At 66.0% G+C, this 14038-nt stretch carries 12 protein-coding genes; all 12 read left to right on the top strand.

Features of this window, described 5'->3' with window-relative positions; translation table 11 throughout:
* The first annotated feature begins 78 nt into the window (after positions 1-78).
* Genes ABD683_RS09235 through ABD683_RS09290 form a run of 12 tightly spaced genes read left to right on the top strand, consistent with a single transcriptional unit; the run spans position 79 to position 13886 of the window.
* On the top strand, positions 79-1146 hold the full coding sequence (locus ABD683_RS09235) for a sugar ABC transporter substrate-binding protein (protein WP_344769294.1): 1068 nt from the start codon (positions 79-81) through the stop codon (positions 1144-1146).
* Positions 1147-1194: 48 nt separating this feature from the next.
* On the top strand, positions 1195-2682 hold the full coding sequence (locus tag ABD683_RS09240; protein WP_344769296.1) for a sugar ABC transporter ATP-binding protein: 1488 nt from the start codon (positions 1195-1197) through the stop codon (positions 2680-2682).
* A 31-nt stretch (positions 2683-2713) separates the two neighbouring features.
* Positions 2714-3727 (top strand): ABC transporter permease, encoded by a 1014-nt coding sequence (locus ABD683_RS09245; RefSeq protein ID WP_344769299.1) that lies wholly within the window; start codon positions 2714-2716, stop codon positions 3725-3727.
* A 29-nt stretch (positions 3728-3756) separates the two neighbouring features.
* Positions 3757-4545 carry an enoyl-CoA hydratase/isomerase family protein gene (locus tag ABD683_RS09250; protein WP_344769301.1) on the top strand — a complete coding sequence of 263 codons (789 nt, stop codon included), beginning with the start codon at positions 3757-3759 and terminating at the stop codon, positions 4543-4545.
* Positions 4542-6092 (top strand): aldehyde dehydrogenase family protein, encoded by a 1551-nt coding sequence (locus tag ABD683_RS09255; protein WP_344769303.1) that lies wholly within the window; start codon positions 4542-4544, stop codon positions 6090-6092. The genes ABD683_RS09250 and ABD683_RS09255 overlap by 4 nt, the downstream gene beginning before the upstream one ends.
* Complete coding sequence (locus ABD683_RS09260; RefSeq protein ID WP_344769305.1) at positions 6089-6835, top strand: SDR family NAD(P)-dependent oxidoreductase; 747 nt, start codon at positions 6089-6091, stop codon at positions 6833-6835. The genes ABD683_RS09255 and ABD683_RS09260 overlap by 4 nt, the downstream gene beginning before the upstream one ends.
* 34 nt (positions 6836-6869) lie before the next feature.
* Positions 6870-8519 carry an acyl CoA:acetate/3-ketoacid CoA transferase gene (locus ABD683_RS09265; protein ID WP_344769308.1) on the top strand — a complete coding sequence of 550 codons (1650 nt, stop codon included), beginning with the start codon at positions 6870-6872 and terminating at the stop codon, positions 8517-8519.
* The gene (locus ABD683_RS09270) at positions 8516-9709 is read left to right on the top strand and encodes a dihydrodipicolinate synthase family protein (RefSeq protein ID WP_344769310.1); all 1194 of its coding nucleotides are present in this window, start codon (positions 8516-8518) and stop codon (positions 9707-9709) included. Before ABD683_RS09265 ends, ABD683_RS09270 begins: the two co-directional genes overlap by 4 nt.
* Positions 9706-10524 carry a sugar phosphate isomerase/epimerase family protein gene (locus tag ABD683_RS09275; RefSeq protein WP_344769312.1) on the top strand — a complete coding sequence of 273 codons (819 nt, stop codon included), beginning with the start codon at positions 9706-9708 and terminating at the stop codon, positions 10522-10524. The genes ABD683_RS09270 and ABD683_RS09275 overlap by 4 nt, the downstream gene beginning before the upstream one ends.
* Before the next feature lies 1 nt (position 10525).
* Positions 10526-11545, top strand: coding sequence for a glycerate kinase (locus ABD683_RS09280; protein WP_344769315.1), 1020 nt, complete (start codon positions 10526-10528; stop codon positions 11543-11545).
* Complete coding sequence (locus ABD683_RS09285) at positions 11542-13146, top strand: GMC family oxidoreductase (RefSeq protein ID WP_344769317.1); 1605 nt, start codon at positions 11542-11544, stop codon at positions 13144-13146. Before ABD683_RS09280 ends, ABD683_RS09285 begins: the two co-directional genes overlap by 4 nt.
* 5 nt (positions 13147-13151) lie before the next feature.
* Complete coding sequence (locus ABD683_RS09290) at positions 13152-13886, top strand: SDR family NAD(P)-dependent oxidoreductase (protein WP_344769320.1); 735 nt, start codon at positions 13152-13154, stop codon at positions 13884-13886.
* The last annotated feature ends 152 nt before the right edge of the window (positions 13887-14038 follow it).

Genomic DNA, 14038 nt, shown 5'->3' on the forward strand with positions numbered 1-14038 from the left:
TCGGATAGGAAAACGATTTCTCTCGGGACCAACCGGTGTCGTCCACAGCACCGTTTCTCAAGAAAGGCACGACCAGAAATGATTCGACTCAAGCGCACTTTCGTGGCGGTCGCCGCGACAACCGCGATGATCGGACTCGCAGCCTGCTCCTCAGCGCAGGATGGCTCCAGCGGCGACGATGCCAAGTACACCTACGCAAGTGATGCCAGTGATGCCAAGCAGCTCGAGGGAGCCAAGCTTGCTTCGACTCTCGGCACCGTCAAGCCCGAGAAGGACTACCGCGTCGCGGTGATCCTCAAGGCGCTGACCAACCAGTACTGGCAGGGCATCGAGAAGGGCGCCGAGGCTGCCGCCAAGGACTTCGGCATCGATGTCACCGTCCAGGCCGCGAGCAGCGAGAGCGCCCAGACTGAGCAGCTCACGATCGCTCAGACGCTGACGGGCCAGAAGTTCGACGCGTACGTCATCGCGCCCGAGAGCACGTCGAACCTCACGCCGGCGCTGCGCACCATGAAGTCGCAGGGCGCTCCGGTTGTGAACGTCGACGACGCACGCGTGGCCGCAACCACCTACGTCGGCCCGAATCACGAGCTCAACGGCATTCAGGCCGCTGCAGAGTTCGCCAAGGAGTTCCCGGCCGGAGGCAAGGTCGCACAGGTCGAAGGACAGGCCGGCTCCAGCGCGGCGATCCTTCGTATCAAGGGCTTCAAGGAAGGTGTAGCCAAGGCGGGGAACCTCGACCTCGTCGCCAGTGTCCCGGGTGACTGGGACGGTGATAAGGCCTTCGCTGCGACGCAGCAGATCATCCAGCAGCACCCTGATGTGAAGGGCATCTACGCCAACAACGACACCATGGCAATCGGCGTCGCCAAGGCCGTGAAGGCGTCCGGCAAGAAGATCTCGGTCATCGGCACCGACGGCGTACCCGAGGCGATCGCCGGTGTTCGCGCCGGGAACTTCACGGCCACCGTGAGCCCACTCCCGTACTGGGAGGGCTACTGGGCCGTCGAGGCCGCCGTGCGTCACCTCGAGGGTCAGGACGTTCCCGCGTGGATCGTTGCGCCGGCACAGCTCATCACCGCCGACAACGTCGACGAGTTCTATGACAACGCGGGCCTGGTCCTCACCGACCTGTTCTCCGAATGACCGACCGACCCATCCACTGAAACCGAACCAGAGAAGGACAGGCACATCATGAGCGAGGCGACCGCAGCCCTGCAGGTGATCGACCTGACGAAGACCTTCCCTGGCGTCAAGGCGATCGTCGGGGTGAGCTTCACGGCTCACCCCGGCGAGGTCCACACCCTCCTGGGTGAGAACGGCGCCGGAAAGTCGACGTTGTTGAAGACGGTTTTCGGTGTCCAGCGCCCCGATTCCGGTGAAATCCGGGTCGACGGCAACGTTGTTGAATTTGCCCGGCCCTCGGACGCACTCGCCGCCGGTATCGCGATGGTCCACCAAGAGCTCAGCCTGGTCCCTCAAATGACCGCGATCCAGAACGTCGTGCTCGGCACCGAGCGCAACCGCGGCGGCATCATCGACTGGAAGGAGGCTCGCGAGCGTGCGACCGCGTCGTTGACCCGACTGCGGTTCGACGCACCGATCAACATCCCCGTCTCTCAGCTGAGTGTCGCCCAGCAGCAGCTGGTCGAGCTGGCGCGGGCGCTGAGCACCGACGCCAGGACGATCATCATGGATGAGCCGACCGCGTCGCTGACGACTGCCGAGAGCGAGCGGCTTTTCGAGATCATCGACGATCTTCGTGCCTCCGGAGTCGCCATCATCTATGTCTCTCACCGTCTCAAGGAGGTACTGGAGCTCTCCGATCGGGTGACTGTGCTGCGAGACGGTCAGCTCGTCGCGACCCTCCTGCGCTCTGAGATCCAGTCCGAGGACGACCTCGTGCGGTTGATGGTTGGCCGCCAGCTCGACGCCCACGGAGTCGGCCCCGGTGATACCCAGCCCGGCGAAGAGCTCTTCCGCATCGAGCACGTGACTGTTCCCGGTGTCGTGGACGACGTGTCACTCACGGTCCGGCGCGGCGAGGTCGTCGGCTTGGCCGGCATGGTGGGCGCTGGTCGAACCGAGCTCGCCCGCGCTGTCTTTGGCGCGGACAAGCGGACCAGCGGCGACATCTGGGTCCATGGCAAGAAGGTGGTCATCCGCCGTCCGCTCGACGCCATTCGCGCTGGGATTGCGCTGTTGACCGAGGACCGCAAGCACCAGGGCCTTTCGCTGGACATGACCACCGCGTCAAACGTCACGCTGATGGATCCGCCCGGGCGTCGTGGCTTCATCAACCGCCGAGTCCAGCGTGATGTCGCCACTGCCGCGCTCAAGCCGCTCAACACCAAGATGCAGGTCGACCGTCCGGTGAGGACTCTGTCGGGCGGCAACCAGCAGAAGGTCGTCCTGGCCCGGTGGCTCCGTCAGGACAGCGACGTCTACATCTTCGACGAGCCGACTCGAGGCATCGATGTCGGCGCGAAGGGCGAGATCCACGCGATCATGCGCAATCTCGCAGACCGCGGCAAGGCGGTTCTGATGATCTCGTCCGACCTGCCCGAGGTGCTCGCTATGGCTGACCGCGTCGTCATCATGCGGCGCGGACGCGTCGTCGCCGAGCTCGATCGTGATGAGGCCGACGAAGAGACCGTCGTCCGTCACGCCGCCGCCGAATGACCATCCGACCTGACATCTACAGGAGACCCCGATGAACCAGCCCATCACACTCGAAGCATCTGACGAGCAGGCTCCCGTCCGGGATGCCAACCGTCCGCCGCTCGACCTCCGAGGGCTCCTCGGCGGGGCCGCGCGCCAGGGCAGCCTCCTTGTCGTCATCGCCGCCCTCATCATCGGATTCGGCATCGCCCGCCCGTTCTTCCTCGACGGCAGCAACCTGATGAACGTCCTGCTGCAGGCAGCCGTCGTCGGCATCCTCGCGCTCGGCCAGACATACGTGCTGATCACCGGCGGTATCGACCTGTCCATCGGCTCGACCGTTGCAGTGACAGCGGTCGCGGCCGGCTCGTTCTCGCACAGCATGCCCGCTGCCGTCGCTATCGCGCTCGCACTCCTCGTCGGCGCATTGTGCGGACTGGTGAACGGACTACTGGTCACGATCGCCAAGATCACGCCGTTCATCGTGACCCTGGGGACAATGGGCATCTACGCGGGGCTCGCGCTGATAATCGCAGGCGGCCAGGCTGTCTACGGCATCCCGGTCGCGTTCGAGAACGCGCTTGCTGGTCGTATTGCGGGCGTTCCGATCCCGGTCGTGCTGTTCATCGTCCTCACCATCGTGTCGTCGCTCGTGCTCCGTTACACGGTCTTCGGCGAGTACCTCATCGCGATAGGCGGCAACTCCGAGGTTGCGCGGCTTGCCGGGATCCAGGTAGGCCGCCACACCGCGACGGCCTACGTCGTCGCTGGCGCTGCAGCAGGGCTTGCAGGCGGCATCTTGACCGCCCGACTGGGAGCCGCCGATCCGACCTTGGGTGCCGACCTGCTGCTGACGGCCATCGCGGCCACGGTCATCGGCGGAACCAAGCTCGAGGGCGGATACGGGTCAATGGCTGGCGCCGCATTCGGCGCGGTGCTCATCGCAACGTTGACGGCAGGTCTGACGTCCCTCAACGTGCAGGCCTTCTATCAACAGGTCGCCGTCGGCGCCGCCATCATCCTGGCGCTCCTCATCGATCGCATCGCCAAGAGCCGCAAGGCCTGAGGCCACCCAATCCAGAGAAAGGACTCGTCATGTCGGTCACGCTCGACGTCGACGCCACGGGGGTCGCGCGGATCACGCTCGACCGTCCCGTCAAACGCAATGCGCTCGACAACTCGATGCTCGAGCAGCTCGCAGGGCATGTGGCCGAGATCGGCGACCGGGACGACGTCCGTGTCGTGGTGCTCCGCGGGGCAGGCGGCACCTTCTGCGCCGGTGCCGACATCGCCGACTGGGTCGACCCTTCGTACGACCAGGCGATGAAGCAGTCGCGGCTCGGGAGCAAGGCGTTTGCCGCCCTTGCCGACCTGCCGCAGGTGACCGTGGGTGTCATCGAAGGGACTGCGGTCGGGGGCGGCCTCGAGTTGGCGCTGGCCTGTGACTTGCGCATCACCACCGATGACGCAGTGCTTGGCCTGCCCGAGCTTGGTCTGGGCAACCTGCCCTCGTGGGGCGGTGTCGCGCGCCTCGCTGACATCTCTGGCCACGGCGTCGCCCGACACTTGTTGCTGTCGGGCGAGCTGATCGACGGCCGGCGTGCTGCCGAGCTTCTTGTCGTGACCTCGTCGCACGCCGTGGCGGACCTCGACGCCGCAGTCACGACAGTCGTCGACCGTCTCCTGGCCGCCGAGCCGACCGCGACCGCGATGGCCAAGAGCCTGCTCGGCCAACTCCGTGGTCATCTCGATCTCGAGGTGGCTCTCGCCGGTTTCTACGCACTGTACGAGCCCTCCCGGGCACGCAAGCACGGCTTCCTCGAGCGAAAGGCAGCCGCCAGGGCCGCGCGTTCCGCACATCTCATCGAAGGACAGACATCATGACCACCTCGACCACTCCGACAGCTTTCGACCCGGAGCTGCTCGGGCCGGCAGTCCTCGAGATCCGTGAAGGCATCCCTGTCATCGGTTCACTCGTGGCTGGCAGGGGGGTCGGCGCGGCCGATGCCATGGCCGCCCGTATCGGCCCGTCAGTCGGTCGCGCAATCTTCACCGGGGGTGACACGACCGACTCCCCGGTCGAGCCTGCGGTAGCCGCGGCGCGGCGTGCGTTCGACCATGGCAGATGGGGCAGGTCGACGGGTCGCGGCCGGGCCACGGTTTTGCTGCGTACCGCCCAGCTGATGGCTGAGCGCGCGGAGGGTTTCGCCCGACTCCTCGTCGCCGAGACCGGCAAGCCCATTCGTGAGGCACGCGGCGAGGTGGGGGCAACCGTCAACGCGTTCGAGTACTTCGCTGGACTGGCCCGTGACATCAACGGTCGCACCGTGCGTGACATCGCCGGGGACGTGTTCGCGATGACGGTCCGCGAGCCGGCTGGAGTCGCCGGCATCATCGTGCCCTTCAACTTCCCGCTCGGCATTCTTGGTCAGAAGGTCCCTCCGGCACTGGCCGCCGGCTGCACCATCGTCATCAAGCCCAGCCCGTTGACGCCGCTCACTGCGCTGGCCACGGCCAACCTCCTCTACGAGGCGGGTCTTGAGCCCGACGCGCTGTCGGTGCTCATTGCCGAGGGCTCCGCCGGGGCGACGCTCGTCAGCCATCCGCACACTGACGTCATCAGCTTCACCGGCTCGACCAATACGGGTCGCTACATCGCCGCGGGCGCCGGTCAGCACCGCCTCAAGCGGGTCGCGATCGAGGCAGGCGGCAAGACCCCGGTCGTCGTGACCTCACGTGCCGATCTCAACGTCGCGGTGGATGGTCTGCTGTTCGCCTCGTACTTCAACCAAGGACAGGTGTGCGTCGCCGGGTCGCGCATCCTCGCGCACGCCGACATCGCCGACGAGCTCATCGAGCGCCTCGCCGCCGGAGCGGCGCAGATCTCCCTCGGCGACCCTCACGACGAGGCGACCGAGATGGGTCCTCTCATCTCGGGCCAGCATTTCACGGATGTTCTCGCCGGTGTCGAGCGCGCCACCGAGGAAGGGGCGGCTCTCATCACCGGTGGGGCGCAGGTGCAGGTCGAGGGCACAGCTGCCGCGCCATACCTGGCCCCGACCGTCCTGGCGACCGACGTCGACACCAACCATGCAGTCCGTGAGGAGTTCTTCGGCCCGGTGACGACTGTGCAGCGCTACACCGATCTCGGCGAAGTGATCGACCGCTCGAACGCACAGCGGTACGGTCTCGCCGCTTCGGTATGGACGCAAGACATCGATGAGGCGTTCGACGTCGCCCTGAGCCTGAACACCGGCACAGTCTGGATCAACGGCTCAACCGACGCCTTTCCCGAGATTCCGCTTGGTGGTCGCCGCGACAGTGGTTACGGGGCGGAGTTTGGTCGCGAAGGAATGGAGTTCTTCACTGAGAACAAGACCATCCAGCTGCGCCGCGGTCGTCGCGAAGCCTGGTACGGGGGTGCGCGATGAATGGTCCGTTCGACTTGTCCGGCCGTACGGCGCTCGTCACCGGGGCCGTGGGTGGCCTGGGCCGCGAGATGACACTAGGCCTCGCCAACGCCGGCGCAGCGGTTGTCGTCCACCATCTGGACCAGCCCGAGCAGGCCAAAGACCTCGCCGACGAGCTCGCCGAACAGAACGCTTTCGCCGGAGTGGTCGAAGGCGATGTCTCGGACTGGGACGCCGCGGCTCGCTTCGTCGAAGAAGCGGGACCCATTGACATCCTGGTGAACAACGCCGGGTACATGGTCGAGGGACGACTGCTGGACATGAGTCTCGACGACTGGCGCAAGACCATCAGCGTCGATCTTGATGGCGTCTTCGTGGTGTCCCGCCACGCCGTCGAGGGCATGCTTCACCGCGGCGGTGGTGTCGTCATCAATCTGGCGAGCCAGCTGGCCTTCAAGGGAGCCGCCGGCTACAGCAGCTACTGCGCCGCCAAGGCTGGCGTTCTCGGTCTGACCCGCGCGATGTCTCGAGAGCTCGGGCCGACCATCCGGGTCAACGCGATCGCGCCGGGACCCATCGCGACACCGATGACGGCGGCCGCGTTCACGCCGGAGCTAGCCCGCGAGCGCACCGCCGGCCTCGTCGCCGGACGCATGGGCGAGGCCCACGAGATCGCCCCCGCCGTCGTCTACCTCGCCTCCGAAGCGTCCAGCTTCATGCATGGTCAGACCCTCCATCTCAATGGTGGCGGAGTCATGCAGTGACGCCGCTGACCACTCTCCCCTCGAAGGAAGTCCGATGAACGACCAGCACGACAACACCAGTCGCCGTATTCGTGGCGGACCTGTGTTCGTCTCCGCGGAAGACGCGGTCGCGATGGTGCGCCCAGGCGACACAGTCGCCATCGGCGGCTCGGGCGGTGGCCTGGTCGAGCCCGACCTGCTCATCCGCACGCTGGGCGAAATCTATGGCCAGACGGGTGCGCCGTCCGGCCTGACTCTTGTCCACACGACCGGGATCGGCGACCGTGAAGGTGGCGGTATGGACCACCTCGCTCTCCCCGGCCTGGCACGCCGCATCATCGCCGGCAACTGGGGAATGGCTCCGCGCATGAGCCAAATGGTCATCGACAACGAGTTCGAGGCCTACAACTTTCCGCAGGGGGTCATGAGCCAGCTCTTCCGTGAAATCGCCGGCGGACGACCGGGTCTGCTCACCCACGTCGGGCTCGGCACGTTCTGCGACCCACGGCTCGAGGGCGGACGCCTGAACGACGTCACGACCGAAGAACTCGTCCAAGTGCTCGAGCTCAATGGCCGGGAATGGCTCTTCTATCCGTCTCTCAACCTTGACGTTGCCTTCATCCGTGGCACGACGGCCGACGAGTGGGGCAACATCTCGCTCGAGCAGGAAGGGGCACGTCTTGAGATGCTGTCGATTGCGCAGGCGACGCGCAACAGCGGCGGTCTCGTGATCGCCCAGGTGAAGCAGGTCGCCCAGGGCGGCAGCCTCGACCCGCGCCAGGTCGTCGTACCCGGCATTTGTGTCGATGTCGTCGTCGTGCACAAGGACCAACGTCAGCTAGTCACACACGACTACAACCCCGCATTCGCAGGCTCGATCAAGGGCGCCCTGAGTCACCTCGAGGAGTTCCCGCTGGACCAGCGCAAGGTCGTGGCTCGGCGGGCGGTCTCGGAAATACGCGACGGAGACGTCGTGAACCTCGGCGTCGGTATTGCCGATGGCGTCGCGTCTGTGGCGGCCGAGGAGGAGTGGTCAAGTCTGTTCACCCTCACCATCGAGCAGGGTCTGGTTGGCGGTGTTCCCGCTCGCGGTGTCATCTTCGGCGTTGCAACCAACCCGATCGCCGTGCTCGATCAGCCCTATCAGTTCGACTTCTACGACGGGGGTGGCCTGGACATCACGTTCCTGGGCTTCGCGCAGATTGACCGCCTCGGCAACGTCAACGTGTCGAAGTTCAATCGACGCGTTGTCGGCACAGGTGGATTCGTGAACATCTCCCAGAATGCCTCGACGGTGGTCTTCTGTGGAACGTTCACTGCTGGCGGGCTGTCTGCAGTGCCCGCAAATGGGGCCTTGACCATCGAGCAGGAGGGACTCAACCGCAAAATTGTCGACGTCGTCGAGCAAGTCACCTTCAGCGCTGAGCAGGCGCGCCTACGTGGTCAGCGCGTCCTGTATGTGACGGAGCGGGCAGTCTTCGAGCTCGGTGATCGTGGTCTCGTGCTCATCGAGGTCGCGCCCGGAGTCGACCTGAACCACGATGTCCTCGATCTGCTGCCTGCCGGCGTCGACGTCGCAGATGACCTTCGGATCATGGACCCGAGGCTGTTCGATCCGACCGCTCTCGGTGACGAGTGGCGCGCATCCATCGTTGCCGGAACACGCGAACTGGCGCGACACGCCGACGAGGAGATCAGCGCATGACGACGCTGACCTCAGGGACCAGCCTGCGCGTTCCGCACGCGGACGGGACTGTCACGACCCACACCGCACGTGCTCGGTCGTACGTCTTCGACCTTCCTTTCGATGGCACCGCGCCAGTGACAAGGTCCGTGTTCGCGGCGGCTCACGTCGTCGCCAACCCGTTCACTGACCCGGCCGACTTCGGAAGCCCACAGAGCATCGACTGGGACGCGACCTTGGCGTTCCGGCGCCATGTCTGGGGCCTTGGCCTCGGTGTCGCCGACGCGATGGATACCGCCCAGCGTGGTGGAGGGCTGGGCTGGAGACTCGCTCGTGACCTGATCCGACGCTCGGGAGCCGAGGCACACAGTGTCGGAGGGTCAGTCGCCTTCGGGGCGATGACCGACCAGCTCGAGCCTGGGCAGATGCACTCGCTCGAGCGGATCGTCGACGCATATGTCGAACAGGTCGGCTGGATCGGCGAAGCAGGGGGAGTGCCGGTCCTGATGGCCAGCCGTCACTTGGCACTTGCCGCGTCGTCGTCAGACGACTATCTCCGTGTCTATGGCGACGTCATCCGGCAGAGTCCCGTTCCCGTGTTCCTTCACTGGCTCGGCGTCACCTTCGACCCTTCCCTCAAGGGCTACTGGGGCAGCGACGACCTCGACATCGCCGCCGACACCTTCATAGCGCTGGTCGAGGCGAACCAGCAGAAGATTTCCGGGGCGAAGATATCGCTGCTTGACGCGAAGCGAGAGGTGGACCTGCGGCGGCGACTACCGTCGGGCGTTCACATGCACACCGGCGACGACTTTAACTACGCCGAACTGATCGCTGGCGACGAGTACGGCCACAGCGACGCCCTGCTCGGGGCGTTCGACGCCCTGGCAGTCCCAGCTCGCGCAGCACTCGCACGTCTTGATGACGGTGACACCGCGGGGTTCCATCAGATCCTCGATCCGACCGTGGCGCTCTCGCGGCACGTGTTCGCTACGCCGACGTCTGCGTACAAGACAGGCATCGTGCTGCTCGCCTGGCTCAACGGACATCAGGACCATTTCCGGATGGTCGCGAGTGCCGAGACCTGGCGGTCGGTGCCGCACCTCGCGGAGACGTTCGTGCTGGCCGACGCTGCTGGTGCTCTTGCCGATCCGGAACTGGCGACTCACAGGATGCGTCAGTTCCTCGAGGTGGCAGGAGTCGTGCAGTGACCCTGACGTTTGAACGGCTGTCGCTGAACCAGGCGACCACTGAGCACTCGACCACCGAGGAACTCGTCAGTGCCTGTGCGACGCATGGGGTCTCGGGGGTCGCACCGTGGCGTCATCAGCTTGTCGGCGGCGACGCGGCCAAGACTCGTGCCTTGCTTGACGACCATGGCGTCGTCGCTTCCAGCCTGTGCCGGGGTGGCTTCTTCACGAACCGCGACGCTGGCGAGGCACTCGATGACAACCGGCGCGCGGTCGACGAGGCCTGTGAGCTGGGAGCGGCGTCACTGGTCCTGGTCTGCGGCCCGGTCACAGAGGCGGGGTTCCGCGATGCTGAGTCCCGCATCGTCGACGGCATTGCTTCACTTGCCGACCACGCGGCCGACGCCAACGTGGCCCTCGCCATCGAAGCGTTCCACCCGATGTTTGCGGCACAACGGTCAGCCGTCGTCACGCTGGCCCAGGCGGTGCGCCTTGCACGCCTGGTCAGCCGTCCCGAGGTGGGCGTGGTCGTCGACACGTATCACGTGTGGTGGGACCCCGAGCTGATGTCGTCACTGGAGGCCGCTACAGGACTTGTCCGGGGTGTGCACGTCGCCGACTGGCTCGTCCCGACCACTGACCTGCTCGCTGGTCGCGGCCTTCCGGGCGACGGCATCATCGACCTGGCGGGCATCCTGCGGGCGGTCGACGCGGGTGGATACGACGGGTGGATCGAGGTCGAGGTGCTCAACGCCGAGGTGTGGTCCCGCTCGGCGGACGAGGTTGTTTCCGACATATGTGGTCGTATGACGACACTCATCGCCGAGGCGGCGTGACATGACCATCCGCGTGCTTGTCGCACCCGACTCCTTCAAGGGCACGATGACTGCCGTCGAGGTCACGGCGGCACTTGGCGCCGGCGTCGAGGATGCGGGTGGTGTGGCCCTGTTGTCACCGCTTGCCGACGGCGGCGAGGGGACGCTCGAAGCGCTCGCGACGGTCGTGCCCGGTGCACGACGTGACGTGCGAGCAACCGGACCAGATGGTCGTGCCGTCACTGCGGCGTACCTCCTGTCGTCCGACGGCACGACTGCGGTGGTGGAGACCGCGAGCGCATCAGGTCTTCATCTTGTCGATCCGGATACGGTCGACGCCTATGCGGCGACGAGCCGGGGCACAGGCGAGGTCATCGCTGCCGCCGTGGCTTCCGGCGCCCAACAGATTCTTCTGGGCGTGGGCGGAAGCGGCTGCTCCGATGGTGGTCAGGGCGCGCTCGAGGCGATCGCTGAGGCAGGCGGTCTTCACGACGCTCAGGTTCGTGTGCTCTGCGACGTGACGACCCCCTACGAGCAGGCCGCCGCGGTCTATGGGCCCCAGAAGGGCGCTGACCCCGCGATGGTCGGGCGCCTGACGGCCCGACTTCACGATCTTGCTGCCTCTTACCCGAGGGATCCGCGTGGCATCCCCTTCACCGGCGCGGCAGGAGGGCTCTCCGGCGCGCTGTGGGCCGTCCACGACGCCGAGCTTGTCTCGGGCATCGAGACCGTGCTCGCGCTGCACGCCATCGACGAGAAGCTTGAGGTCGCAGACCTCGTGCTCACAGGCGAGGGCCGCCTCGACGAGCAGAGCGCCCAGGGCAAGGTGCTCGACGGACTGACTCGGGCTGCACGCCGCCATGGCGTACCCGTCGTCGCCGTGGTCGGTCGAGACGACTCGACCGCCGAGACCTGGTCGACGCTGGGCCTCCTCGAGGTCATTGAAGCCGGCGACCCCGAGACCCTACGCGCAGCGGCACGAAACACGACGGCGGCGATCGCCGCTACCCCTCGTACGAATCAGGAAGTAAGGACGTCATGACCCGCTACACCTACATCGTCATCGGAGCCGGAGCAGCGGGCTGTGTGCTCGCCAACCGCTTGAGTGCCGACCCCGCGAACCGGGTACTGCTGCTCGAGGCGGGGAAGAAGGACAGCCACCCGTTGCTGAAGATCCCGGCCGGGTTCGCGAAGCTGATGGGCACGAAGGCGAACTGGATCTTCGACACAGCGCCGCAGAGGCACCTCAACGACCGGTCGATGTTCCTGCCACAGGGCAAGGCGCTCGGCGGCAGCACCTCGGTCAACGCGATGCTGTACGTCCGCGGCAACAAGCTCGACTACGACGAGTGGGCAGAGATGGGCTGCGACGGCTGGTCGTACGACGACGTGCTTCCGTACTTCACGGTGCATGAGCGCAACGAGCGCCTGGCCGATGGTTACCACGGCATCGACGGTGAGCTGAACGTCGCCGATCAGGTCCAGCACAACCCGACCTCCTGGGCGTTCCTGCGCGCGGCACAGGAGGCGGGAATCAAGCGCACCGACGACCCGAACGGCGCAAGCCAGGAAGGTGTGTTCTTCCACCAGGTCACCCAGCGTGACGCGCGACGTGAGAGCGCGTCGACCGCGTTCCTCCATCCGGTCATGGACCGGCCGAATCTGACCGTCTTGACACGGGCCGAGGTGCAGAAGATCCTCATCGAGGGCGGCCGTGCCACCGGCGTGCGGTTCATCCGCAAGGGCAAGGAGCAGCTTGCACGGGCAGAGGGCGAAGTCATTCTCGCCGCCGGTGCGCTGAACTCGCCGCGACTGCTGCTGCTGTCGGGCATCGGTCCGGCCGACGAGCTCGCGAACGCCGGCGTCGAAGTCGTCCACGACCTGCCTGGAGTCGGCAAGAACCTGCGTGACCAACTCGAGGTCTACATCACCCGCGAGGCGCGCCAACCTGTCACCTACAGCGGTGAGGATCGGTGGGACCGCGCAGTGCGGCACGCGATCGAGTACGGCCTCTACCGGACGGGCCCCGCCACCGCGACCATCACCGAGGCAGGTGCCTTCGTCAGCAGCAGCGATGACGTCCGGTCCCCCGACATCCAGCTCCATTTCCTGCCGGCGTACGTCGTCTGGAAGGACGGCGCACGCAATGCCGAGAAGGTTCCGGGTCACGGAGTGACGCTCCTCGCGTGCAACGTCCGGCCGAAAAGCTCTGGCGCTGTCACGATTACTTCGTCCGATCCGAAGGTTCCCGCGGTCGTCGATCCGAATTACATGGCCGACGAGCGCGACATGGACGTCGCGGTCGAAGGTTTCAAGTGGATGAGGAAGGTGTTCGAGCAGAACGCGTTCAAGGAGTTGCTGCGCGACGAGCAGCTTCCCGGTCCGTCTGTGGAGACCGATGAGCAGATCCGCGACTACATCCGCGCATGGGGCAAGACTGACTACCACCCCGTCGGCAGCTGCAAGATGGGCGTTGACGAGCTCGCAGTGGTCGATCCGCAGCTCAGGGTCCGCGGACTTGAGGGCCTGCGCGTCGTTGACTCGTCCATCATGCCGACCATCATCAGCGGCAACACCCAGGCGCCGTCGATGATGATCGGCGAGAAGGGTGCGGCGCTCATCCTGGCGTCAGCTCCGTCATGATCGATATGACGGGACGCACCGTCCTGGTGGCAGGCTCCTCACGTGGCATCGGCGCTGGTACGGCTCGAGCTGCGAGTGCGGCCGGGGCCAAGGTCGTCGTGCATGGCCGCTCAGTCTCGCCGGCTCTCGAGGGTCTGGCCACTGAACTGGATGCCGAGTGGATCGCGTGCGACGGCATCGACGCCGAAGCGGTCACGAGAGCCGTTGAAGGGCTCGTCGCCCGGGGCGTCGTTCCGGACGCTCTCGTGTGCACTCTCGGCACCGTCGCGGAGACACCGCCATTGATCCCGAATGACGATTTGTGGCTCGAGATGTTCCGGTCCAACGTGCTCGGACCGGTCCACTTCATCCAGGCAGTCGTGCCGCACATGCTCGCTCGCGGTGGAGGTGCCATCGCGACGGTGTCGTCGATCCGTGGCCGCGACCACCTCTCGAGCCCGGAGACGATGGCGTACGGTGCGGCCAAGGCGGCCCTCGAGAACGTCACCACCGCGTACGCGAAGGAGCTGGCCCCGGCAGTTCGGGTCAACTCGGTGGCACCGGGTTTCGCCAAGACGGACATGTCCATGACGTGGAGCGATGGCGTGCGCGCAGAAGTCGGCACGGTTGCACTAGGGCGCGCCGCAGAGCCGGAGGAGATCGCGCGCTCCCTCGTCTTCCTTGTCAGCGACGCGGCCAGCTACATCACCGGGCAGTCCCTCTTGGTCGACGGTGGCTATGACGTGAGGGGACGACTGTGACCGGCGGTCGATGATCCTGGGCCGTGGTCCGCGTGACAGTGGTGAGTGTGGACCGCCGCGTATGCGGCCAAGAGGTTGCGTCGAGTCACAACAGCCCACGGCCCGGGTTCATCGATCGTCGCCGTTGCCGACAGTTGGACGAGGCTATCGGA

Origin of the sequence: Aeromicrobium panaciterrae, assembly GCF_039537165.1 — a bacterium.
Lineage (GTDB): Bacteria > Actinomycetota > Actinomycetes > Propionibacteriales > Nocardioidaceae > Aeromicrobium > Aeromicrobium panaciterrae.